The sequence below is a fragment of the Streptomyces sp. NPDC037203 genome, from assembly GCF_055605065.1.
Window position 1 is genome coordinate 472,347 of sequence record NZ_JBVJUC010000003.1, and the last position, 24,150, is coordinate 496,496.

The 24,150-nt window shown below is 72.5% G+C and carries 17 protein-coding genes; 9 read left to right on the plus strand and 8 right to left on the minus strand.

The window, feature by feature from the left end:
- Positions 1 to 138 precede the first annotated feature (138 nt).
- Positions 139 to 636 (plus strand): glycosyltransferase family protein, encoded by a 498-nt coding sequence (locus tag ACZ7EC_RS11320; protein ID WP_111583711.1) that lies wholly within the window; start codon positions 139 to 141, stop codon positions 634 to 636.
- A 4-nt stretch (positions 637 to 640) separates the two neighbouring features.
- Here the strand turns inward: ACZ7EC_RS11320 and ACZ7EC_RS11325 are convergent, their stop codons facing one another.
- Together ACZ7EC_RS11325 and ACZ7EC_RS11330 are read right to left on the minus strand one after the other, a co-directional pair.
- On the minus strand, positions 641 to 2,620 hold the full coding sequence (locus tag ACZ7EC_RS11325; RefSeq protein ID WP_471060930.1) for an N-acetylmuramoyl-L-alanine amidase: 1,980 nt from the start codon (positions 2,618 to 2,620) through the stop codon (positions 641 to 643).
- A gap of 364 nt (positions 2,621 to 2,984) precedes the next feature.
- Positions 2,985 to 4,130, minus strand: coding sequence for an aminoglycoside phosphotransferase family protein (locus ACZ7EC_RS11330; protein WP_471060932.1), 1,146 nt, complete (start codon positions 4,128 to 4,130; stop codon positions 2,985 to 2,987).
- A gap of 244 nt (positions 4,131 to 4,374) precedes the next feature.
- Here ACZ7EC_RS11330 and ACZ7EC_RS11335 point away from each other — a divergent pair, with 244 nt between their 5' ends.
- The gene (locus ACZ7EC_RS11335) at positions 4,375 to 5,868 is read left to right on the plus strand and encodes a DNA-binding protein NsdB (protein ID WP_471060935.1); all 1,494 of its coding nucleotides are present in this window, start codon (positions 4,375 to 4,377) and stop codon (positions 5,866 to 5,868) included.
- A 120-nt stretch (positions 5,869 to 5,988) separates the two neighbouring features.
- On the opposite strand, the gene ACZ7EC_RS11340 is transcribed toward ACZ7EC_RS11335, so the two are convergent.
- On the minus strand, positions 5,989 to 7,503 hold the full coding sequence (locus tag ACZ7EC_RS11340; protein WP_471060937.1) for a PP2C family protein-serine/threonine phosphatase: 1,515 nt from the start codon (positions 7,501 to 7,503) through the stop codon (positions 5,989 to 5,991).
- A gap of 364 nt (positions 7,504 to 7,867) precedes the next feature.
- Here ACZ7EC_RS11340 and ACZ7EC_RS11345 point away from each other — a divergent pair, with 364 nt between their 5' ends.
- Together ACZ7EC_RS11345 and ACZ7EC_RS11350 are read left to right on the plus strand one after the other, a co-directional pair.
- Positions 7,868 to 8,281 (plus strand): SsgA family sporulation/cell division regulator, encoded by a 414-nt coding sequence (locus ACZ7EC_RS11345; protein ID WP_471060939.1) that lies wholly within the window; start codon positions 7,868 to 7,870, stop codon positions 8,279 to 8,281.
- A gap of 174 nt (positions 8,282 to 8,455) precedes the next feature.
- Positions 8,456 to 10,480 carry a phosphocholine-specific phospholipase C gene (locus tag ACZ7EC_RS11350; RefSeq protein ID WP_471060942.1) on the plus strand — a complete coding sequence of 675 codons (2,025 nt, stop codon included), beginning with the start codon at positions 8,456 to 8,458 and terminating at the stop codon, positions 10,478 to 10,480.
- Between the two features lie 108 nt (positions 10,481 to 10,588).
- Here ACZ7EC_RS11350 and ACZ7EC_RS11355 read toward each other — a convergent pair whose 3' ends face one another.
- Positions 10,589 to 11,683, minus strand: coding sequence for a baeRF3 domain-containing protein (locus ACZ7EC_RS11355; RefSeq protein WP_471060945.1), 1,095 nt, complete (start codon positions 11,681 to 11,683; stop codon positions 10,589 to 10,591).
- Between the two features lie 415 nt (positions 11,684 to 12,098).
- Between ACZ7EC_RS11355 and asnB the strand changes: the two genes are divergently transcribed.
- A complete protein-coding gene (asnB, locus tag ACZ7EC_RS11360) occupies positions 12,099 to 13,940 on the plus strand; it encodes an asparagine synthase (glutamine-hydrolyzing) (RefSeq protein ID WP_471060948.1) in 1,842 nt (613 codons plus the stop codon).
- Between the two features lie 42 nt (positions 13,941 to 13,982).
- On the opposite strand, the gene ACZ7EC_RS11365 is transcribed toward asnB, so the two are convergent.
- Together ACZ7EC_RS11365 and ACZ7EC_RS11370 are read right to left on the minus strand one after the other, a co-directional pair.
- A complete protein-coding gene (locus tag ACZ7EC_RS11365; protein ID WP_471060950.1) occupies positions 13,983 to 14,696 on the minus strand; it encodes a DUF4232 domain-containing protein in 714 nt (237 codons plus the stop codon).
- Positions 14,697 to 14,753: 57 nt separating this feature from the next.
- Positions 14,754 to 16,379 (minus strand): alpha/beta hydrolase, encoded by a 1,626-nt coding sequence (locus tag ACZ7EC_RS11370; protein WP_471060953.1) that lies wholly within the window; start codon positions 16,377 to 16,379, stop codon positions 14,754 to 14,756.
- 297 nt (positions 16,380 to 16,676) lie between these two features.
- Here ACZ7EC_RS11370 and ACZ7EC_RS11375 point away from each other — a divergent pair, with 297 nt between their 5' ends.
- The 3 genes from ACZ7EC_RS11375 to ACZ7EC_RS11385 all read left to right on the plus strand — a co-directional run bounded on the left by ACZ7EC_RS11375 (position 16,677) and on the right by ACZ7EC_RS11385 (position 19,251).
- Complete coding sequence (locus ACZ7EC_RS11375; RefSeq protein ID WP_471060955.1) at positions 16,677 to 17,324, plus strand: chaplin; 648 nt, start codon at positions 16,677 to 16,679, stop codon at positions 17,322 to 17,324.
- Positions 17,325 to 17,555: 231 nt separating this feature from the next.
- A complete protein-coding gene (locus tag ACZ7EC_RS11380; RefSeq protein ID WP_471060958.1) occupies positions 17,556 to 18,410 on the plus strand; it encodes a GNAT family N-acetyltransferase in 855 nt (284 codons plus the stop codon).
- Positions 18,411 to 18,459: 49 nt separating this feature from the next.
- Positions 18,460 to 19,251 carry a GNAT family N-acetyltransferase gene (locus ACZ7EC_RS11385; protein ID WP_471060961.1) on the plus strand — a complete coding sequence of 264 codons (792 nt, stop codon included), beginning with the start codon at positions 18,460 to 18,462 and terminating at the stop codon, positions 19,249 to 19,251.
- Between the two features lie 7 nt (positions 19,252 to 19,258).
- Here the strand turns inward: ACZ7EC_RS11385 and ACZ7EC_RS11390 are convergent, their stop codons facing one another.
- Positions 19,259 to 19,522 (minus strand): GlsB/YeaQ/YmgE family stress response membrane protein, encoded by a 264-nt coding sequence (locus tag ACZ7EC_RS11390; protein ID WP_471060964.1) that lies wholly within the window; start codon positions 19,520 to 19,522, stop codon positions 19,259 to 19,261.
- 222 nt (positions 19,523 to 19,744) lie between these two features.
- On the opposite strand from ACZ7EC_RS11390, the gene ACZ7EC_RS11395 reads away from it, so the two are divergent.
- Positions 19,745 to 21,217 carry a hydrolase gene (locus tag ACZ7EC_RS11395; protein WP_471060967.1) on the plus strand — a complete coding sequence of 491 codons (1,473 nt, stop codon included), beginning with the start codon at positions 19,745 to 19,747 and terminating at the stop codon, positions 21,215 to 21,217.
- 49 nt (positions 21,218 to 21,266) lie between these two features.
- On the opposite strand, the gene ACZ7EC_RS11400 is transcribed toward ACZ7EC_RS11395, so the two are convergent.
- Positions 21,267 to 24,008, minus strand: coding sequence for a glycoside hydrolase family 2 protein (locus ACZ7EC_RS11400; RefSeq protein ID WP_471060969.1), 2,742 nt, complete (start codon positions 24,006 to 24,008; stop codon positions 21,267 to 21,269).
- Positions 24,009 to 24,150 lie beyond the last annotated feature (142 nt).

The following is a 24,150-nucleotide window of genomic DNA, read 5'->3' on the forward strand; positions in this document are numbered from 1 at the left end:
GTCCCCAACCCCCGTAGGACCACTCCCGGAACCCCGCTCCGTCCCCCCGCGCCGCCACCCCCCTGCGGCGTCGCCCCCCGTCCCACCAGCAGCCGCCCGCAGGTCACTCAGTTCTGTCCGGGCACGTACCATGGCCGCATGTCGTTCCTCCGCCGCCGCAGCGCCACTCCCGCCGGGCCCGACTTCGACGTGCTGGCCATGGATCCGGGTGACTGGCCGGGCAATCTCGGTGCGGGGCTGCTGCCCGCGCCCGACGGCACCTGCCAGGGTGTCTTCCTGCGCTACGACCTCTTCGGCGGCCGCGGCCCCGCGATGATCATCGGCAATCTGCCGCAGGGCTCCCCGGCCCGCGAGGTGGCCGAGGAGGAGATCCCCTTCGAGGTGGGCCAGCTGCTGCTGGCGCTGGAGAACGACGAGGAGGTCACCGTCGTCGGCACCGAGGACACCCCGGTGCTCCAGGGCGACAACCTCCTCATCGTGCGCCGGCTGAAGCTGTCCGAGAGCCGGATCTCCTGCGTGCAGTTCGACCGCAGCGACGGCGTCCTCGTCACCATCGCCGCCTGGGACCGGCCCATCACGGACGACCTGTACGCCCTGCTGAAGCCGCTCCCGGCGGAGCTTTTCCAGCAGGGCTGAGGCTCTAGCCCGCCGAGCTCGCCGAGCTTTCCAGGGTCACGTCCGCCGCGCGGACGAACTCGACCCGGTGGCCGTACTGGATCTCGTAGTACAGGTCGTCGCCCCGCACCACCTGGTGCGAGTCCGGGGTGAAGGTGACCGAGTAGTAGTACTCACCCGGCATCTCGTCACCGACCACGTACTTCTGCCCGGCCGGGATGGTATACGGCAGCGGCACCACCGACTGCGCGGGCACCCCCGCCGGGTAGGCGGACTTCTCCGGGTAGGCGCGGCCGTACACCGGGATGCTCGTCAGACCCTCCTTCGGGGTGATCACCCGCCCCCTGGCGGAGACCGCCGTCGGGTGCTTCGCCGGGTTCTGGAACCACGCCTTCTGCCCGAGGTACCAGATGGCCGTCCAGTCGCCCCAGTGATCGGCGACCGCGTACTGCTGCCCGGTGGAGACCCGCGAGGACACGTCGTTGACGTCGATCGTCGGCGCCTTACCGAGCCCGATGTCCTTGATCAGCGGCGCGTTCACATCGTGGTCCGAGTACAGCCGCACCTCGCTGGAGGCGTGCGCCGCGCACGGCTCGCCCGCCGTCGAGCAGCCCGTGTACGCCGGCTGGTTGGCGGCGTAGTCCGGCCGGATCGTCACCAGGCCGCCCTGCCTGCCCGCGGTCTTCTCGAACGGGTGGCCGAGCAGCTGGAAGTAGTGCGCCCAGTCCCAGTACGGCCCCGGATCGGTGTGCATGCCCGCGATGGTGGACGCGGTCGGGCCGGGCACGTTGTCGTGGCCCAGGATGTGCTGCCGGTCCAGCGGAATGCCGTACTTCGCGGACAGGTACCTCACCAGCCGCGCCGAGGACCGGTACATCGCCTCGGTGAACCAGGCGTCCGGGTCGGCGAGGAAGCCCTCGTGCTCGATGCCGATCGAGCGCGCGTTGACGTCCCAGTTGCCCGCGTGCCAGGCCACGTCCTTCGCCTTGACGTGCTGGGCGATCAGCCCGTCGGTCGAGCGGATCGTGTAGTTCCAGGACACGTAGGTGGGGTCCTGGATGAGGTTCAGGACGCCGTCCCAGGCGCCCTCGGTGTCATGGATGACGATGTACTTGATCGCCTGCGACGCCGGGCGGTCGCCCAGGTCGTGGTTGCCGTAGTCGTCGTCGCCGAACTGCGCGTACGCCGCCGGGAGCCACTCGCAGGACACCGACTTCGGGCACTCCGCGCCGTCGTCCTTCACCGTGCGCAGACCGGTCCGCGCCAACTGCGCGGTGTCCGGGGCGAGACGCGGCTCGGCGGCCAGGGCCACCCGCTGCCCGGCGTCCGTGGTGCGCCGCTCACCCGTGCGCAGCACGTCGTACACATCATCGGCGTACGACGCCGCGGTCGCCTTGTCGTCGGCGCCGGAGAAGCGGGCCACCGCGCCGTACCAGTCGGCCGGGTCGGCGCTCAGCGGCTCGCCGAGCCGCTTCTGCGCGGCGGCCAGCAGGGCGGCGCCGCCGGAGATGTTCGCCGCCGGGTCGGTGCGCAGCTTCGCGGCCGGGATGCCGGTCAGTTTCGCCGCCCGCCGCAGGGTCGTCAGCCGGGCGGGGAGCGCGGAGTCGGCCGGCACCCGCGCCTCGGGGTGCGCATCGGGGCGGGAGCTGTCGCCGCGGGCGTCCTCGGTGCCGTCGGCGAAGTGCTCGGTGGCGGCGATCGCGGTCCGGGCGTCCGTGAGGTGCATCGGGCCGTAGCCGCCGGAGACGCTGGGCGCGCCCCCGTGGTAGTCCCAGCGGGACTGGAGGTAGGAGACGGCCAGCAGCACGCTCTGCGGCACGTGGTAGACGGCGGACGCGGAGGCGAACGCGGACTGGAGCCGGTCGGGGGAGGAGTCCGGGGCGCTCTGGGCGGGGGCCGCGCCGAGCAGCGGCAGCAGCAGAGCCGCCGCGGCGAGCGGCACGGCGGCCCGCCTCAGATGTCTGTGGCCGGGCGTGGACGGGGAATCAGGGGCGGAACCTCGCAATGCGGCCTCCTGTGACGGACGGGCGTGGCGGGGCGTGCGGCGCCGAACTGGGTCAGTGGTATCGGCTGGCCGACGATCCGTCAATGATGCAATCGCAAAGGAGATTTCCCACGTCACGGCGGGTTTCGGCGAGTTTCGCGACGGCGGCGGGCGGGCCTGCGGCGCGTCAGTGGCGTAGACCAATGGGTCGCGTCGCTGGTCGCCGCCGTACGGGGTCGCACGGAGACGGCCGTACCGGCGCCGGACGCTTGCCGCCGTACGGCCGAAACGATTCCCCCGCACAGCCGCTCCCGCAGAGCGAAGGCCCGCGGCGCGCCGTCATTCCGGCGCACCGCGGGCCTCCACGAGGTGCCCTGTGTTCTTCTCAGCGCGTGCCGACCGCCGCGCGCACCGCCTTGCGGGCCATCTGGCAGTCGTCGTGCAGCCGCCGCAGCAGCAGCCGCTGCTCCTCGCCGGACGGTGCCGCGCCCGGCCGGGACGGACCGGGCGCCACCGGGGCCGGGTCCTGCATCGAGCGCTGCACGGCCGTCTCGTACCGCCGGATCTCACGGGTCAGCAGCAGCATCAGGTTCACCAGGAAGGCGTCGCGGGAAGCCGGGCCCGCCGACTGGGCGATCTGGCTGATCTGCCGCCGAGCCGCCGGGGCCTGACCGAGCACCAGCCACAGCGTGGCCAGGTCGTGGCCCGGCAGGTACCAGCCCGCGTGCTCCCAGTCCACCAGCACCGGACCCGCCGGGGACAGCAGCATGTTCGACAGCAGGGCGTCGCCGTGGCAGAACTGGAGCATGGCGCCCCGGCCCACCTCCTGCGCGATGCCGTGCAGCAGCTTCTGGAGGTCGCCGAGGTCCCGGTCGGTGAGCAGCCCCAACTCGTGGTAGCGGGACATCTGTTCGACATAGTCCAGGGGCATGTCGAACAGACCGGCCGGGGGCCGCCAGGAGTTCACCCGGCAGACCGCGCCCAGCGCCGCGCGGATGTCGGCGCGGGGCGGCGCCTCCATCGGATGCCGCTGAAGTGCCGCCACCCGGCCGGGCATCCGCTCGATCACCAGGGTGCAGTTGTCCGGATCCGCCGCGATCAGCCGGGGTGCCCGAACCGGGGGGCGGTGCCGGACGAACGAGCGGTATACGGCTATTTCGTGGCGGCTCCGCTCCGCCCACGCCGGCGCCTTGTCCAGCAGGCACTTGGCGACGGCCGTACTGCGCCCGGTGGTGCCCACGAACAGCACGGAGCGCGCGCTGCGCCGCAGCACCTGCACCGGTGCGAACTCCGGGCAGATCCGCTGCACCGCGGCGATCGCGGCGCGCAGCGGGGCGCCCTGGGGGCCGGACAGGTCGAGTCTCCCGCTGAGCGGCGGGACGCCGGGTTGCCCCGGAACCCGCCGGGGACGGGGCGCGCCCAGCACGGAGCCGCCCGGACGTGCCGCCGGGTCGAGATACGGTCCGCCGCCCGCCGGGCGGGGGCGCAACGGCCGAAGCGGGGCGGACACGGAGGACGTTGCCGCGTACATGGGAGATCCGATCCCTTCGTTGCCTGCGGTGCCTGCCTGTGAAGTCCTCGCGTCAACCCGGCCCGGTCCCCGGTACACCCTGGGGAATGTCCCCGGCGAGACCGGGTCGGGGTGGCGCTTTCCTACCTGACACCCGTTGGCCCCTGGCACACCATCTGGCGCACCCTGGCGAACCCTGGCGAATAGTCGCTCGGCAACTCCCACCGGGCTACTGTCAACTCAGCCGAGAACCTGGGGGCTTGACGTGAGCGGACGACCCAACACCCGCCTTTCCGATCTGTTCGGCCTGGCCGGCTGGTCGAAGGGCGAACTCGCGAGACTGGTCAACCGGCAGGCGGCGGCCATGGGCCACCCCCAGCTGGCGACCGACACCTCACGGGTCCGGCGGTGGATCGACATGGGAGAGATCCCGCGCGATCCCGTGCCGCGGGTGCTGGCGGCCCTGTTCACCGAGCGTCTCGGCCGTGTCGTGACCATCGAGGACCTCGGTCTGGTGCGCCACGGGCGGGCAGGGAAACGGCAGGCCGACGGGATCGAGGAACATCCCGACGGAGTGCCGTGGGCGCCCGAGCGGACCGCCGCGGTCCTCACCGAATTCACGGGAATGGACCTCATGCTCAACCGACGCGGCTTGGTGGGCGCGGGTGCCGCGCTCGCCGCGGGATCCACACTCAGCAGCGCCATGCACGACTGGCTGCACACCGACCCGGTCCTGAAGGCGGACAGCCCCGCCCTGGACGACCCCCTGCACCCCGACCCCGCCGGTTTCGACCGCTACGAGGCCGCCCCCATCGGCTCGGAGGAGGTCGCGGAGCTGGAGCGCTCCGTCGAGGTCTTCCGGGCCTGGGACGCGGCCCGCGGCGGCGGCCTCCAGCGCAAGGCGGTGGTGGGCCAGCTCAACGAGGTGGGCGGCATGCTCGCCTACCGCCACCCACCCCACCTCCAGCGGCGCCTGTGGGGCGTCGCCGCCAATCTGGCCGTCCTCGCGGGCTGGATGTCCCACGACGTCGGCCTGGAGCCCACCGCGCAGAAGTACTTCGTCATCGCGGCGCACGCCGCGCGGGAGGGCGGCGACCGGCCGCGCGCCGGGGAGGCGCTGTCCCGCGCGGCCCGCCAGATGGTCCACCTGGGCCGGCCCGACGACGCGCTGGACCTGATGAAGCTCGCCCAGTCCGGCGCGGGCGAGGGCCTCCAGCCGCGCACGAAGGCGATGTTCCACACCATCGAGGCCTGGGCTCAGGCGGCGATGGGCAAGGGCCAGGCGATGCGCCGCACCCTCGGGCAGGCGGAGGACCTGTTCGTCGCCGACAAGGGCGACGGCGAACCCCTCGACTGGATGCAGACCTTCAAGGCCGAGGACCTGTACGGCATGCAGGCCCTGGCCTACCGCACGCTGGCCGAGTCCGACCCGGACGCGGCCGTGCATGCCCAGTACTTCGCGGACAAGGCCCTGGCGCTGCGCGTCGACGGGCGGGAGCGCTCGAAGATCTTCGACCATCTCTCCATGGCCTCGGCCTGCTTCATCGCCGACGACCCCGAGCAGGCCGACCGCTACGCGCGGCTCGCCTTGATGTCGATGGGCGCGAACTCCTCGCGGCGTACCTGGGACCGGCTGCGCCAGATGTACCGGCTCACCGCCCAGTACGCCGGATACCCGAAGATCCACGCGCTGCGGGAGGAGATCAGGCTCGCCCTGCCCAAGCCGCGGAGCAAGGGCGCGAACAGCGCACGGGCGTAACGGTCCGCGCGCCGCACCCTCTCGACCGGCCGGCCGCCCCGACCGCCGCCGGTCACCCGTCCAGGCGTCGCCTCACGCACCTGTCCAGGCGTCGGCTCACACACTCGTCCGGTCGTCGGCTCACGCCGCCACCCTGGCGAGGAGCACACACGCGTCGTCCACCCGTCCGGCCCCGCCGAACTCCTCCACGAGCGCCCGCACGCAGTCCCGTGCGTCCCGTGCGTCTTCGAAGCGTGGGGCGAGATCCAGCAGCCGGTCCGTGGCCGCCGTCGCGCTGTGTCCGGGTACCAGCCCCTCGGTGTGCAGCAGGAGCACGTCGCCCGGTGCGAGGTTCACCTCGGCCTGCCCGTAGCGGGCGCCCGAGGTGGCGCCGAGCAGGACGCCCTCGGGGGCGTCGAGCACGCACCCCGCCCCGTCGCGGTACAGCAGTGGGGCGGGGTGTCCCGCCTGCCCCCACACCAGGGTGCGGGTGGCGGGCCGGTAGCGGCAGCAGACGGCGCTGCCGAGGGCGGGCTCCACCGTGGCGTCGAGCAACTGGTTGAGCAGGGCGAGCAGGTGGCCGGGCTGGGTGCCGGCCATGGCCATGCCGCGCACCGCACCGAGCAGGGTGGCCATGCCCGAGGCGACGGCCACCCCGTGCCCGGTGAGGTCGCCGATGCTCAGCAGGGTCTCGCCGTCGGCCAGTTCCAGGGCGTCGTACCAGGTCCCGCCGATCGGCGCGGTGCCGTCGGCGGGCAGCCGGTGCGCGGCGAGGTCCAGGGTCTGCGGGCCTTGGTGCGGGGGTCGCAGGGAGCCGCGCCAGGGCGTCAGCACGGCCTCCTGGAGCTCGCTGGCGACCCGGTGCTCGGTCTGCTCGCGCTGCCGGTGCCGGCGGAGCGAGTCCTGCCGGTCGCGCACCGTCCGCCTGCGCCGGCGCAGCGTGCTCACGTCGCGCAGCACGGCCCACATCGAGGCGGTGGCACCGTCGGCGCCGAGCACCGGCTCGCCCATCATGTGCACGGTCCGCACGGAACCGTCGGGGCGGCGCACCCGGAACTCGCCGTCGATCGGCCGGCCGTCGATCAGGCAGCCGGTGACCATCGCCGTCAGCTTCGGCCGGTCCTCCTCCACGACCAGCGAGGGCAGCTCGTCCAGGGTGAGGGCGGGCAGGGCCGGGTCGCGGCCGAGGATGCGGTACAGCTCCCCGGACCAGGCCGCCTCGTCCGTCAGCAGGTTCCACTCCGCGCTGCCGACCCGGCTGAGCAGTACGCCTCGGGGGGTACCGGCCGGTGCCGGGCGGACGGTGAGGGCTTCGGTGGCCGCCCCGGACTCCGTCGTCTCCCCGGACCCCGTCGTCTCGCCGGACGTCGCGGTCCCGGCGGGTTCCGCCGGGTCCGCGGGTCCGGCCGGGGGCAGCGGTGCGGGGCCGGTGCGCAGCTGGGCCAAGTGGGCGTCTAAGTCGTCCAGTTGGTGCAGCGCCAGGTCGTACAGGGCGCGCTGCCAGCGTTCCTCGGGGTCCGTGCCGTCGTGGCGGACATCCCGCCGTACCGCGTCCACCTCGCCCTTGAGCCGCCGCGCCTGCGTGATCAACGCCTCGACCGGGTCGGGGCCGGTCGGCCGGCCGGCTGGGCGGTCCGCGGAGAGGGGGGACGGCATTTCGCACTCCGAACGAGGGGACGGCAGGGCCGGGCGGAACGGGGGGACCGCAACGACTGTCGCACAACGCGGGACGCCCCGTAAGGGATTTGGCAACACACGATACGGTGGTGCTTCCGGCATATGCCAGAGTCTTCCCGAAGCTGTCCCGCAGCGCTCCTCAAGTGCCCGGTCGAGCCATCAAGTCGTAGACAATCTACGGGAGTTGACGGACCCGGCGGTCCTGCGCCGAGACCCCTGGACCGGACGTTCAGCCACGTGTTCGACGGCCCTGTGCGCCTCGTCGTCCGGGTCCGGCCGGTACCCGTCGAACTCTGACCGGATTTGGCGGCATGCGAGGGGTCGATCCGTACTCCATAAAGGCATGGAGACCACCATCGAACTGCCCGCCCTCGCCCGGCTCCTCACCGCCGAGGACCGGGAGATCCCCGTCACGGCCACGCTGCGCTACACCACGTGCGATCCGCTCGCCGTCTTCGTGGACTTCCCGGCCGAGGCGGCGCTGGAGGACGAGGACGTCAGCTGGACCTTCGCGCGCTCCCTGCTGGACCAGGGGCTGCGCACCCCGGCCGGACACGGCGACGTGCAGATCTGGCCCTACGGCCGCACCCGGACCGTCCTGGAGTTCCACTCGCCCTACGGACTCGCCCTCCTCCAGTTCCCCACCTCGACCCTGCGCCGCTTCCTGGTACACACCTACGAGGTGGTGGCGGCCGGCCAGGAGGACATGGCGGCGGTCGTGGAGCGGGGGCTGGACGCGTTGTTCGGAGGGGTGTGAGGCGTCTGCCGGAGCCGTCCCGGCCACCCTGGCCGCAGTTGTCCCGGCCGCCCTGGCCGGATTTGAATATTGTTCACCTTCGCCTCACCGCACGGGTATGGACCCCGACGACCGGCGCGGGCACCCTGGCCCGCGGTGTGCCGCAGGGGCACTCCCGTGACCGAGGACGGACGAATGACACCGATCAGCCGAAGGGGCTTCGTGGGGCTGGGCGCATCCGTGGCGGCGGGAGTGGCGCTGGGCGCCACCACGCGCACCGCCGCGGCGGCCGCCACCACGGCGACCGGCACGATCAGGGACGTCAAGCACGTGGTGATCCTGATGCAGGAGAACCGCAGCTTCGACCACTACTTCGGCCGCCTCAAGGGCGTGCGCGGCTTCGACGACCGCAGCGGCATCACCCTCGGCGGCAACTACTCCGTCTTCAACCAGCCGAACCTGCTCTCCCGCCAGTACCCGTGGAAGCTCAGCGCCACCCCGTCGGCGGCCGGCAAGGACGGCGAGACCCTCGCGCAGTGCAACGGCGACCTGCCGCACTCCTGGTCCTCCCAGCACTCCGCCTGGAACAAGGGCCGCCTGGACAACTGGGTGCTGGGCGTCGGCAACGTCCGCTCGCTCGGCTATCTGGACCGCTCCGACATCCCCTTCCACTACGCGCTCGCCGACAACTACACCATCTGCGACGCCTACTTCTGCTCCACGCTCAGCGCCACCGGCCCCAACCGCACCTTCCTGTGGAGCGGCAAGGTCGACGCCTCCAGCAACGACGGCGGCGACGAGTCCGGCCTCACCTGGCAGACCTACGCCGAGGCGCTCCAGGCCGCCGGGGTGAGCTGGAAGGTCTACCAGAACGCCGCCGACAACTACGGCGACAACGCCTGCGCGTACTTCAGCAACTTCACCAACGCCAAGGCGGGCGACCCGCTGTACGACCGCGGCATGGCGTCGGTGCCGAAGGTGACCGGCTCCACCCCGGACGACATCGCCGCCGCCATCAAGGCCGATGTGCAGGCGGGCACCCTCCCGCAGGTCTCCTGGGTGGTGGCCAACCAGGCGTTCTCCGAGCACCCCTACGCCCCGCCCGGCGACGGCGCCCACTTCGTCAACCTCGTCTACCAGGCCCTCGCCGCCGACGAGGACGTCTTCGACTCCACCGTCATGTTCCTCAACTACGACGAGAACGACGGCTACTTCGACCACGTACCCCCGCCGTCCCCGCCCTCCGGCACCGCCGGAGAGTTCCTGAACGGGGTGCCGATCGGCTTCGGCTTCCGCGTGCCGATGATTGTCATCTCACCCTGGACGCGCGGCGGTTGGGTCTCCTCGGAGGTCTTCGAGCACACCTCGGTGCTGCGCTTCCTGGAGACCTGGACGGCCGCTCTCGGCACGCCCGCGAAGTGTCCCAACATCAGCGACTGGCGGCGCACGGTGAGCGGCGACCTCACCGGCGTCTTCGACTTCGCCCACCCGGTCAAGGGACCCGTCCCGCTGCCCGCGACCAGTGTCATCGGCATCGGCAACTGCACCTCGCTGCCCAACCCGGTACCGACCGACAACGCGCTGCCCGCCCAGGAGCCCGGCACCCGGCCGGCCCGCGCGCTGCCGTACCAGCCGGGCGGCTACCTGGACCGCCTGGAGTTCGACGCGGGCGGCAAGACGCTGGCCTGGTTCGTCATGACCAACCAGGGCGGCCCCGCCACCCGCGCGGCCCACTTCTCCATCCACCCCAACGCCTACCGGGACACCACGCCCTGGCAGTACACGGTGGACGCGGGCGGCACCGCCACCGACTTCTTCAACATCGGCTCGGGCTACGGCGACGGCAAGTACGACCTGTCGATGGTCGGCCCCAACCGCTTCCTGCGCCGCTTCCAGGGCGACGCCACCAAGGCGGGCAAGTCGGCGGAGGTGAGCACCCGTTACGCCGTGGAACCGGGCAGCGGAAAGCTCGCCCTCTACTTCAGGATGACCAACTCCGGTACGGCCCCGGTGAAGTTCACCATCACCGCCAACCACTACCGCGGCGACGGGCCCTGGACGTACACCGTCGCCGCCGGTGCCTCGGCGGAGGACTTCTTCAACGCGGTCGCGTACAGCAACGGCTGGTACGACTTCACGATCACCGTGGACTCCGACGCGACCTGGTCGCGCCGGTTCACCGGGCACCTGGAGACGGGCGCCGCCAGCGTCAGCGGCTGACCGCCGGGGCGTGCGGGGGCGGGCGCGGTGCGAGGGCGACGGCCACCCGGCCGCAGCCCTCCACCGACCGGACCCCCGCCCCGGCGACGGGGGTCCGCGGGGGACGGGTCAGAACCGCAGCACCCCCGCGATCCCGTCCTCCTCGTCCAGCGTGCCGTCGGGCACGAAGCGGACGTCGGCGCCGGTCTCCAGGCACTGCTCCACGATCTCGTCCACGATGTCGTTGCGGGCGTCCAGATCGCCGGGGTCGGCCGGTATCAGGTGGTCGCCGTCGTCGCGGACGACGGCCTGGAAGCCCTCCTCCACGGCGAGCAGCCGCACCCGGCCCTCGCGGGCGCTCTGCCACAGCTCGTCCAGGCCCGCCGCGAACGTCTTGCGCCCGCGCGCGGCGGTCAGCTCCTCGACCACGGCACCGGTGCCCTTCGACGCCTCCGCCTCCAGCGCCGGCTTGATCGCCTGCCACACCGCCTCGGGTCCGGAGTTCGCGAGCCCGCCGTGCCCCACGTGCACCGCGCGCCGGGAGATGCTGCCGGCCTCGTCCATCAGGGAGAGCGCGGCCTGTTCGCCGGTGACGTAGAGCGGGCGGGGGTGGTCGCGCAGGACCGCGGCCATCGCGGTGTCCGCCTCGCGCAGGAACTGGCGGGTGCCCTCGTCGCGGAAGGTGCTCGGCTGGTCGCCGACGCGCATCTGCCGCTCGGCGTCGAAGTTCTCCTTGCTGCGGATCAACGGGAAGCCCCCGGCGTGGTCCTCCACCACCCGGTCCACCCCGCCGCTCCACAGGGTGACCCGGTCGGCCGAGACGGACAGCACCCAGAAGGGCCGCTCGGCGGCCTGCGCGGCGACCAGGTTGCGGGTGAGGAAGGTGTCCGCGAGCACCACGCGCTCGGGAACGCTCCGGGCCAGCGACCAGACCTGGTGCTCGCCCGGCGCGGCGAAGATCACCAGGCCGTCCTCGGCATGGGTGAGGTCCACCTCGGCGAGCGCCCTCTCCAGCTGGGCGTCGACGTCCGCGCGCCGCTCGCGGGTCACGGCCGGGTCGGCCTCCAGGCGCTTGCGGGCCTCGGCCAGCGCATTGCGCAGCCGGACCGGATCCTGCTCGCTGCCCGCTCCGCGGCGGTGCGTCGGGGTCAGCACGGACACCGCCGGATAGGGCCGCGGACGCCGCAGTTCGGCAAGGGTTGCGGGACTCAGTGCGTGCTCCATGACAGAACCATAGGGCTGATTCACACGTACGGCATTCGGGGTATTCGGGACATATGTCCGCCCGGCGGGATCCGTCCGCGGCGCTCCGGTGGCCGGGTCGCCGGAGCGCCGGGCGCTTCCCCGTCGCGGATCCGGACGACACCCGCCGCTTGGGGAACTTTTTACCCGTGGCCGATTCCCGGCGCCTGAGGCGCTTCACCGCCGCGATTCGCGGATCTCGCGCAGGCAAAACACGGCCGAAATCATCGGGCGGAGCGTTGCATCCGTGTTACGTCCGCGTTGACCGGTCCCGGACGCTGGCGGACGCTCGTCATATAGGTGCTCGATACAACTGGTTCACCGGCCGGCACCGCGGCCCCCGCGTAAGCGCAGCTGGACACGGTACCGGCGGTCGGCCGGAGACAGGAGACAGCGCATGTGCGGCATCACCGGATGGGTTTCCTTCGATCGTGACCTGAGCGCCGAGGCCACCACATTGCATGCGATGACCGAGACGATGGCCTGCCGCGGCCCGGACGACCGCGGCACCTGGACCGAAGGACCCGCCGCCCTGGGCCACCGCCGGCTCGCCATCATCGACCTGCCCGGCGGACGCCAGCCGATGACCCTGGAGACCCCCGAGGGCACCGTCGCGCTGGTCTACTCCGGGGAGACCTACAACTTCACCGAGCTGCGCCGCGAACTGACCGACCGAGGCCACCGGTTCACCACCGACTCGGACACCGAGGTGGTCCTGCACGCCTACGTCGAATGGGGCGACGCGCTCGCCGAACGCCTCAACGGGATGTACGCGTTCGCCATCTGGGACGGCCGCCGCGACAAGCTCGTGATGATCCGCGACCGCATGGGCATCAAGCCGTTCTACTACTACCCCACGCCCGACGGCGTCCTGTTCGGCTCCGAGCCCAAGGCGATCCTCGCCAACCCGCTGGCCCGCCGCCGGGTCACCCTCGACGGCCTGCGCGAACTGCTCGTGATGATCAAGACCCCCGGACACGCCGTCTGGGACGGCATGCGCGAGGTGGAGCCCGGCACCGTCGTCACCGTCGACCGCTCCGGCCTGTCCACCCGCGTCTACTGGCGCCTGCGGACCCGCCCGCACGAGGACGACCGCGACACCACCATCGCCACCGTGCGCACCCTCCTGGACGACATCGTGCGCCGTCAGCTCGTCGCCGACGTGCCGCGCTGCACCCTGCTCTCCGGCGGCCTCGACTCCTCCGCCATGACCGCGCTCGCCGCCCGGCAGCTCGCCGAGCAGGGCGAGACGGTGCGCTCCTTCTCCGTCGACTTCGTCGGCCAGACGGAGAACTTCGTCGCCGACGAACTGCGCGGCACCCCCGACACCCCCTTCGTGCACGACGTCGCCCGGCTCGCCGGCACCGAGCACCAGGACATCGTGCTCGACGCCCAGTCCCTCGCCGACCCCGCCGTGCGCGAGCAGGTCATCCGGGCCCGCGACCTGCCGGCCGGCTTCGGCGACATGGACGCCTCGCTGCTGCTCCTCTTCCGCGCCATCCGGCAGAAGTCCACGGTGGCCCTGTCCGGCGAGTCCGCCGACGAGGTCTTCGGCGGCTACCTCCAGTTCTTCGACGAGGACGCCCGCCGCGCCGACACCTTCCCCTGGCTGGTGCGCTTCGGCCGGCACTTCGGCGACGACTCCGACGTGCTGCGCACCGACCTGGTCAAGAACCTCGACCTGGACAGGTACATAGCCGACGGCTATCGCACGGCCGTCGCGGACATCGAACGGCTGGCCGGGGAGAGCGACTTCGAGTTCCGCATGCGCCAGATCTGCCACCTGCACCTGACCCGGTTCGTGCGCATCCTGCTCGACCGCAAGGACCGCATGAGCATGGCCACCGGCCTGGAGGTGCGGGTGCCGTTCTGCGACCACCGCCTGGTCGAGTACGTGTTCAACGCCCCCTGGGCCCTGAAGTCCTTCGACGGCCGGGAAAAGAGCCTGCTGCGCGAGGCGGCCAAGGACGTCCTGCCGCGGAGCGTGTACGACAGGGTCAAGAGCCCCTACCCGTCCACCCAGGACCCGCGTTACGCCCTCGCCCTCCAGGAGCAGGCCAAGGACCTGCTCGCCCGGCCCTCGCACAGCGTCTTCGACCTGGTGGACCGGGACCGCGTACGGCAGGCCGCCGAACGGGAGGACCCGGTGACCGACCAGGCGGCCCGGCGCGGCCTGGAACGCACCCTGGACCTCGCGCAGTGGCTGGACCTGTACACGCCGGAACTCGTCCTCGGCTGACAGCGGCCCGGCGAGCCGCTGTCAGCCGTGGGTCACCGGGTGTCAGCTGGGGCTGGCAGGGCTCGCCGGGCTCGGGCTGGTCGGGCTCGGACTCGGGCTCACCGGCGTCGGGCTCGGGCTCACCGGCGTCGGGCTCGGGCTCACCGGGCTCGGTGTCGGCGTCGTCCTGGTCGGGGTCGGGCTAGGAGCCGGCGTCGTCTTCGCCGGGGCCGGCTTCGGGTTCGGCCGGGTCGCCGCGCCGAGTCCCAGGTCCCGGTCCGCGGCCCGTGACGAAGGCTGCCAGGCCGTCGTCACCGGCTCCCACACCGACACCCGTGTGCCGGTGCCGAGCCGGGCGGGCGTGAAGACGCGGCCCCAGCGGCCCGCCCAGTCGCCGACGGTGACCGACGCCGCCCGGCGGGCCTGCGGATCCGCCGGGCGCACGATGGTGCGGACATCGGCGTGGACGGTCGCGCCCGGCGCGAGCCGCAGCCGGCCCGCGCCGTTCCCCGCCACCGGCAGCGCGGCCCCGTCCAGACCGCCGAAGGTCACCAGCGGCACCCGGTCGATGGCGCAGGTGCGCCCGCTGTGGTTGGTGACGCTGACCCGCACCACCGTGGGCCGGTGCGGCACGGTGGCCGCCCGCAGCGTCAGCTCGCCCTGGACGCAGGGTGCCACCCGCGGCGGCGCCTTGGTGGCGGCCTCTCCCGGCGGCGCGGTCAGCAGCAGGGCCGCCACGGCGGCAGCGGCGGCGGGTACGGCGGTGGCGGCGCGCATGCGCATGATGGTGTCCCTCCGGTCGCGGTCACGGACGCCGGTCGGCGGCCGGTGCCTTCATCGGTCGATGCGGTTCGGGAAGACGCTCCACTCCCTCCCGTCCGCCGGGCAGGAGCTGCCGTAGGCGGGCAGGGAGCCGTGGAGCAGGAAGTCGTCCACCGTGCGGTGCACGCACACGGAGGAGCCGTAGCCGGTGTGCCCGTCGCCCTTGTTGTCCAGGACGACCGCGGCCGGACCGAGCCGCTGCGCGGTCCGGACCGCCCACGGATAGGGCGTCGCGGGGTCCCCGCGGGTGCCCACCAGCAGCATCCGCGGGGTGTCGACGTCCTTCACACGGGCGCGGATGAAATCGGTGCCCCTGGGGCGGCCGTAGCACATCAGCACCTGGGTGAGCCGGTAGCGGCCGAAGACGGGGGAGGCCTCGTCGTACGCGGCCCGCAGCCGCTTCAGGTCCGCGGCGAGCCGGGCCGCGGAGGGCCGGTCGGGGTCGTCCGCGCAGTCGATCGCCAGCAGGGCGGCCTGGAGGTTGTCGGCCGGCACGTCCTGCGGGTCGACCAGCCCGTCGTGCCCGGTCGCCGGGCGGCCGAGGGGGACCGGCCCGGCACCCCCGCCGGCGAAGCCCATGACGCCTCGGGGATCGCGGTCCCGCGTCAGGGAGCCCAGCGCCTGCTCCAGCGAGGGCCACAGGCTTCGGCTGTAGAGGGCCTGCGCGAGGGCGGCCACCAGGTCCTGCCCGGAGAACGGGTCCCCGCCGTCCGTCGTGACCGGCCGCCGGTCCAGCGAGCGCACCAGCGAGACCACCGCGCCGCTCGCCGCGCTCCGGTCCCGTCCGAAGGGGCAGCCGGCGTCCCTCGTACACCAGTCCAGGAAGTCCTCCAGCGCGGTCTGCTGCCCGCGCGCGCCGTCGATGCCCTGCTCGGCGAGCGACTCGGTCAGCGTGTCCACGCCGTCCAGCGCCATCCGCCCCACGTGGTGCGGGAACTGGGCCGCGTAGACCGCGCCGAGCCGCGTCCCGTAGGAGAACCCGAGGTAGTTGAGCTTCCGCTCGCCCAGAGCCTGGCGGATCACGTCCAGATCACGGGCGGCGTCCACGGTCCCTATGTGCGCCAGTACGTCGCCGGAGTTGCGCGCGCACGCGTCGGCGCTCAGCCGCAACTGCCGCAGCAGTGCCAGCGGATGGCCGAGGTCGGCGTCCGCGCCGGTGACGGCCGCGGCCTGGCCGCCGTCGTCGCCGCAGCTGACGGGGGAGGAGCGGCCCACCCCGCGCGGGTCGAAGGTGACCACGTCATAGCCGCTGGTCAGCCCCAGGAACTGGGTTCCGTCGTAAGCCAGTTGGGTCACGCCCGCGCCGCCGGGGCCGCCGAAGTTCAGCAGCACCGAGTGATGGGAGCCGCCGGTGGCACGGTAGCGGGCCAGCGCGAGGTCGAGCGTCCCGCTGCCGGGCCGGGCGTAGTCGAGCGGGACCGTCACCTTCCCGCACTGCATCTTCCGCGGCATGCCCGGACCCGCGCAGGCGCCCCAGGTCACCCTCTGCCGGTAGAACCGGGACAGCTCGGGGCTTCCCGCCGCGGCGGGAAGAGAGGCCGCGGGCGCGGGCAGCGCTGGGGCGAGCAGCGCCAGGGCGAGGACTCCGGTACCCGCACAGCGCCGCACCGCGGACCGCGTGCACAGCTTGGCCAGCATCGATCGCCTCCCGAGGCGCCCGCAGCGGACCGGGACGGCGCCCTGTTGCTCACCATAAGTGGGCCCCGTTCGGCCCGCCTCCGGGCGGGCGGGACGCCGCCGGGTGCCGTATGATCCGCGCCCGATTGATGATCATTGATCGGCATGACAAGCGGTTTATCGACCATGCCACTCGATGGGGTGAAAGCCCGATAAGCCATAACTCGGCTGGTTCACCCGCGTTTTACCGGATGCGGGTGACTGCCCGCGAACTTGTCTGGAAGGCAGGAACCAATGAGACGGGCTACCCGAAACGGTGTGATCGCCGCCGTCGCCGCCTCCGGTGCGATGGCCCTGGCGTGGCCGGTGTCCGCCGCGTTCGCGGCCGACGGCGCGAGTGCCGACGGCGTCGCGGCCGGCTCGCCCGGACTGATCTCCGGCAACGGCATCCAGCTGCCGGTGGACGTCCCGGTGAACGTGTGCGGCAACACGGTCGACGTGGTGGGGCTGCTCAACCCGGCCATGGGCAACACGTGCGCGAACGAGACCGGTGGCGGCAAGGCCGGCTCGGCCACCTCCGGCGGGGCCGCGGCCCACGGCGCCGCCCACCACTCCGCGGGAGTGATCTCCGGCAACGGGATCCAGCTCCCCGTCGACCTGCCGGTGAACATCAGCGGCAACAGCGTCAATGTGGTGGGCCTGCTCAACCCGGCCATGGGCAACACCTCCGTCAACGGCGGCGGCGAGACCCCGAGCCACCCGGTGGCGCCCACTCCGCAGCCGCCGGCCCCCGCCAAGACCCACCCGGCCGCGCCGCACACTCCGCGGCCCGCGCCGGAACCGGTGGCCGCCTCACTGGCCCACACCGGTACGGACCTGACCGCCCCCGCGGCGGCCGGCAGCGCTGCGCTGCTGCTCACGGGCACCATCCTGTACCGCCGCTTCCGCCCGAGCCGTACCCGCTGACCCACCCTGTCCCAGGCCTCCACCGGCCACCGGGCCCCCACCGTCCAGCACCCGACCGGACGCCGGCCCGGTGGAGCCTCGCGGCGACCCTCCCTACAGCGGTGACACCACCCCGCCGCCGGTGCCGGTCGGCCGATCTTTCCATGGTGCGAAGGCCGTTGATCCGCGAGGATGCTGCGGACAAGGGCCGTCCGGTACGGCGGCCGGCCCCCGACGTGATGGAGCGCACCGATGACTTCTCCCGCCCCCCACGACCTCGTCGTCACCCGCGCCGATCTCGCCGACTGGCCGGTGATCAGCGGGTGGGCGGCGGCGGAGGGCTGGAACCCCGGACTCGCCGACGGGCCCGCGTTCTTCGCCCAGGACCCCGAGGGCTTCTTCCTCGGCCGGATCGACGGGGAGCCGGTCTCGGCCGTCTCGGTCGTCAACTACGGCGCCGATTTCGCCTTCCTCGGCTGCTACCTCGTCCGCCCCGACCTGCGCGGCCACGGCCACGGCCTGACCACCTGGAAGACCGCCCTGGCCCACGCCGGTACCCGCACCATCGGCCTCGACGGAGTCGTCGCCCAGCAGGACAACTACCGCCAGTCCGGCTTCGAACTCGCCTACCGCACCGTCCGGTTCACCGGCACCGCGCCCGCCACCGGCGCCCCCGAGGGAGTCCGTCCCGTCAGGCCCGCCGACCTCGCCGCGATCACCGCCTACGACAGCGTCTGCCACCCCGCGGACCGCCCCCGCTTCCTCGCCGCGTGGCTCTCCACGCCGGGCCACCACACCGTCGTACGCCACCACGAAGGACGCCTCACCGGGTACGGCGTGATCCGCCCCGGCCGCGACAGCCTGCGCGTCGGACCGCTGTTCGCGGACACCGCCGACGACGCCCGCGCCCTGTTCGCCGCCCTGGCCACGGAAGCCGCCGGACGCGAACTCGCCATCGACGTGCCCGAACCCAACGCCGCCGGCACCGCCCTCGCCGAGGCCGCCGGACTGGCCCCCTCCTTCGAGACGGCCCGCATGTACACCGGTCCGGTCCGGCCCCACGCCCAGGACCGCGTCTTCGGCGTGACCACCCTCGAACTGGGCTGACCGCTATTTGCGTTGCCGTGCCCCCTCCGGCGTGATCGGCTGGGCCGCGATGGACAAGAACGAGATCCTCGCACTGTACGACCGTCTCCTGCGCGAACACGCCGTCCCCGACGGGCCGGGCGCCCGTGTCGAACGCGTCGGGCAGGTGGTGCGGCAACACGCGGACGCACACGGCTGGAACGGCGTGCTCTGGACCGGCCTCGACGCGGCGGGCACGGACGCGGACGCGGTGATCCGGGAGCAGATCGCCGCCTTCATCGCCCGCGGCCACGGCTTCGAGTGGAAGCTCTACAGCCACGACTCGCCCGCCGACCTCGGCGCCCGGCTCACCGCGGCCGGGTTCCGGGCCGAGCCGCCCGAGACGCTGATGATCGGCGAGATCGACCGGCTCGACCTGGCCGTCCGACTCCCCGACGGCGTACGGCTGCTGGAGGTCGTGGACGCGACGGGCGTCGACCTCTTCGCCGAGGTGCACGAGAAGGCGTTCGGCACCGACGGCGCCTGGATGCGCCGGCGACTGCTCGACCAACTGGCCGCCGCTCCCGGCGCGCTGGTCGCCGTCGTCGCCATGGCCGGGACGGAGGCCGTCAGCGCCGCCCGGATGGAACTGGTGCCCGGCACCCCGTTCGCCGGTCTGTGGGGCGGCGGCACCGCCGAGGCGTGGCGGGGCCGGGGCCTGTACCGCGCCCTCGTCGCCCACCGGGCCCGGATCGCCGCCGCCCGCGGCTGCCGCTACCTCCAGGTCGACGCCTCGCCGATGAGCCGCCCCATCCTGGAGCGCCTCGGCTTCCTCCCGCTGAGCACCACGACCCCGTACCTCTACGAGATCAAAGGAAGTTGACGGTACGTCAACGACGTGACCTCGCCCGATCGAGTGCGCTGATCCCCACCGCCGCCAGGGCGATCTGGATGAGCCACTCGATCCAGTCCGGGCCCTTGGTGTCCGCGACCCCGATCCCCGCGGCGATCGCGGAGCCGACCAGCGCGGCCACGATGCCGACGACGATGGTCCACAGCACCCCGATATGCTGCCGCCCCGGCACGACCAGCCGGCCCAGCACCCCGATGATCAGGCCGATGACGATCGCGCTGACGATGCCCGAAATCTCCATCTCCACCCCTCCACGCGGCGTGAGACCCCTCCTTGGTGAAGGTGCCCGCTGCGCGCGCGGACAGTCCGGGCCGCTTTATTGCCGGGACTTTCTGTTCACCGGCACTTCATGCCATGTACCTTTCAAGCCATCGACGCGTGTAGAACCCTCAAGCGGGTTCTACGCGCGCAGACTTGGCGCCGCAACTCCCTCTCCCCACACCCCACAACGGAGGTTCGCCGGATGCTCGGATCCAGGAGATCCCGACGCAGAGTCACCACCGCACTCGCCGGATTCGGCCTGCTCCTGACCGGAGCCGCCGTCCAGGTCGGTGCGAGCGCCCCCGCCCGTGCGGCGACCACGCACCGGGTACTGTTCGACAACGCCCACGCCGAGACGGCCGGCAACGCCGACTGGGTGATCTCCACCAGCCAGCCCGACCCGCTCGGCCAGAACGCCAACCCGCAGTCCGAGACCGACTGGACCGGCGCGCTCTCCTCGTGGGGCGTGGCACTCCAGAAGACCGGCGACTACAGCCTGAAGACGCTGCCCTCGGGCCAGAGCCTGACGTACGGCGGTTCGTCCGCGCAGGACCTGTCGAACTTCGACACGCTGGTCCTGCCGGAGCCCAACACGCTGTTCACGTCCGCCGAGAAGACGGCGATCATGAACTTCGTGAAGAACGGCGGCGGTCTGTTCATGATCTCCGACCACACCGGCGCCGACCGCAACAACGACGGCAGCGACGCGGTCGAGATCCTCAACGACCTGATGACGAACAACGGCGTCGACAACACCGACCCGTTCGGCTTCTCCATCGACTCGCTCGACATCAGCTCCGGCTACCCGGCCGCGATCAACGACAGCACCGACCCGGTGCTGAACGGCTCCTTCGGCAAGGTCACCAAGAGCCTTTTCGCCGACGGTACGACCGCCACCCTCAAGCCCGCCGACAACTCCTCGGTCAAGGGCCTGGTCTACCGCAGCGGTTACTCGGGCAACACCGGTGCCTTCTTCCTGACCAGCACCTTCGGCGCCGGCCGCGTCGCCTTCTGGGGTGACAGCTCCCCGATCGACGACGGCACCGGCAGCCCCGGCAACACCCTCTACGACGGCTGGAACGACAGCGGCGCCACCAACGCGGCGCTCGCCCTGAACGCCACCGCGTGGCTCGCCGGTGACGGCGGCACCAGCGGCGGTGGCGGCGGCGGTGGCACGGGCGGTGGCGGCGGCACCGGCACCTGCACCGCGGGCCAGCTGCTCGGCAACAACGGCTTCGAGTCGGGCAACACGGCCTGGAGCGCCTCCAGCAAGGTCATCACCAACGCCACGGGCGAGTCGCCCCACTCGGGCTCGTACTACGCCTGGCTCGACGGCTACGGCACCGCCACCACCGACACGCTCTCCCAGCACGTGGCCATCCCGGCGGGCTGCACCTCCGCCAAGCTGAGCTTCTACCTGCACGTCGACACGGCCGAGACCTCGACCAGCACCGCCTACGACACCCTCAAGGTGCAGGTGCTCAACAGCTCCGGCACGGTGCTGGGCACCCTGGCGACGTATTCGAACCTGAACGCCGCCTCCGGCTACACCCAGCGCAGCTTCGACCTCAGCGGCTACGCGGGGCAGAACGTCACCCTCCAGTTCACCGGCACCGAGGGCGCCAAGTACCAGACCTCGTTCGTCGTGGACGACACCGCGCTCAATGTGAGCTGAGCGCCCGCGCACGCGAGGGGGGTGGGTCCGGCGGGGCCCACCCCCCTCGTCATGCCGCCGGCACGGTCCGCTCCGGGGTGTTCCACCCGGAGACGCGCACCCGAGGCGCCGCGCCGTGCAGATCGGCCGTCCGGTAGACGGCGGTCAGCGTCACCGACTCGCCCGGCCACAGCCCGACCTCGTTGTCCGACCAGCGCACCGGCAGCACCGGCGCCCCGCGCCCGTCGACCAGATGCACGTCCGTCAGCAGCGAGGGCGTCCGCCCGTCCGTGGTGTTGCGCAGGGTCACGGTCGTGGTCGAGGTGCCCCCGCCGGACCGGGTGGTGGCCGTCGCCGCCACCCGGACCCGTGCCATCGAGGCCAGCCCGGTGAGGTCGGCGTAGCCGGTCGTCGGCGTGTACCACCAGGTGGTGCCCTGCCAGTCGAGCGTGTCCTGTGCACCGGAGAGCCAGTACACGTTCCGGCTCACCTCCCGGCCGTCCGCGTCGGTGAGCACCAGCCGCAGCAGGTACGTGCGGGAGAGTCCGGGGACCGTTTCCGGCAGGGTCAGAGCGGTCGTGTGCGCGCCGTCCCCGCCCACCGAGAGACCGGTCGCGGTGCCGTCGTACCGCAGGGTGCCGTCCGGGTCGAAGAGTGTGGCGCGCGCGGTGAGCCCCCGCCGCGCCGTGTGCCGGTTGTTGACCACGGCCACCGAGCGGTCGTCGTAGCCGTACTGGATGTGCAGCGGTTCGTTGGCCTTCTTCACGCCGAAGTACGCGCCGCCCTGGTCGAGGAAACGGTCCGTCAACTGCCAGTGCAGAGAGGTCCAGCCGCTGTTGAACATCCAGTGGATCACCCCGGTGGCGGGTCCGTCGGCGTCCGTCGCGTTGCGGCGGTACGCCTCGAACTGGGCCCGTACGTTCTCGTACTGGGCCAGCTGCGCCTTGCGGACGTAGTCGGCGAGGCCGGTGGGGGTGCCGTACCGGCCGGCGAGCGCGGCGTCGTAGAGCGAGAGGGTGCCGAAGGTGGCGGACGGCGAGCGGTGGTACTGCTTGGCGTCGGGGTCCTGCCAGAGGCTGTCCAGTTCGGCCGGGGTGAGCATCCGGCGCAGGGTGTCCAGGGTGGGGATGCTCGGGCCCGCGCTGGTCTCGGAGTTGAAGCCGGTGGCCCCGCCCTCGCGCTTGGCGTACCAGTAGTCGGGCGGTACCCAGTCGTAGGGGCCGGTCATCTTCATGCCCGAACGGCCCAGCCGGGGTGAGGACTTGTCGGAGGCGGCGGAGACCACCGGGAGGTTCCAGTCGGCGGCCCGCAGCGCGTCCAGGTAGTTCTTCTCGATCGTCGCGTCGGGCGCGAAGTCGCTGCCGATCAGGAAGGAGATCACGCTCGGGTGGTCCCGCAGCCGGGCGGCCTCGGCGGCCATGGACGCCTTCGCCACCGGGTAGTCGGCCGGGGTCCACTTCTCCCCGTTCTCCGTGCCGTTGACCTGACCCTCCCACTTGGTGCAGCATTCCCAGCCCGGCAGCGTGAGCACACCGTAGCGGTCGGCGAGGCCGAAGAACTCGTCCGGCTCCAAGTGGCCTTCCAGGCGCAGGGTGTTCAGGCCGAGATCGACGGCGTACCGCAGCCGGTCCTCCGCGTAGGCGCGGTCCCAGCGCAGGAACTCGTCGGGCGACCAGCCGCCGCCCTTGATCAGCAGCGGGCGGCCGTTGATCCGGTACTGGCGGGCCCCGGCCGCGTTCAGCGGCGCCTGCACGTCCCGGATGCCGAAGGACTCGTGCGCGGTGTCCGAGGTGGTGCCCGACACGCGCGCGGTCAGATCGAGGCCGTACAGCGGCTGCCCGCCCATCCCGGCCGGCCACCACACCCTCGGCGCGGTCAGGCGCAGTGCGGGTACGCCGGCGGGGGAGAAGGAGACGGCCCGCGTCTCGTGCGCGGCGAGCCGGACCGTCCGGCGAAAGCGCGCCGGGCCGACGGCGCCGGTGATCTCCGCGGTGACCGGCGCGCCGGAGTCGTTGCGGACCCCCGCCCGGACCGTGAGGTCGGCGGTGGCGAGGGACGGCACGGCCAGCTTCGTGACGACGTGCGCGTCGCGCAGTGCGACCGGGCCGCTCCGGCGTAGCAGGACGTCCCGGACGATGCCCATGTTCCGGTCGGGCGGCGGCTGGAGCCAGTCCAGCCAGCCGATGGTCAGGTCTTTGGCCGGGTCGTTGGGCCGGACACGGAAGGCGACCGTGTTGACGCCGGGCCGCACCAGGGCGGTGACGTCGAGCTCATGGTGGGTGTAGGCGCCGGTCACCTCCCGAGCGGCGGCCACCCGGCGGCCGTTGACGTAGACGTCCGCCGCGGAGACGACCCCGCTGAAGTCGAGCAGGGTGCGCCGCGCGGTGTCGGCGACGGTGAAGTCCGAGCGGTACCACCAGGGCACCTCGAAGTCGGCCTTCGGGATCTTCGCCAGGTTGGTGGAGCGGAACGGGTCGTCGTACACCCCGGCGGCGAGCAGCGCGGCCAGCACCGTGGAGCGCGGCCCCGCCGGGTACCAGCCGCGCGCCGCGTAGCCGGGGGAGGAGACGGCCGCCGGGGAGTCGTCCACCTTCGCCGTGGACTGGACGGCGAACCCGGCGAGCGGGGTGGCGCTTCCGGCGGCGGAGGACACTCGGGTGATCACGGTGGGCGCCTTCAGGTCCGCGACCGGCCGCAGCGGCGGTTCGGGGGTGTGCGGTCCGGCCCAGGCGCCGGTGCCGAGGTAGCCCAGCAGGGCGAGGAGTCCGGTGGCCGTGGCGAGCCGATGGCCGGGGGCGGGGCGTGGGAACACAGACGGTCTCCAGGCTCGTAAAGTTAGGAAACTTTACTAACCGGGCTTAAGCTAGGTCGCCGTCCCAGGGCTGTCAACGACCGTGGCCACAGCGTCCGCTGAATATCCGTCAACCGCCTTCCGCCGGGCGCGCGGATACCCG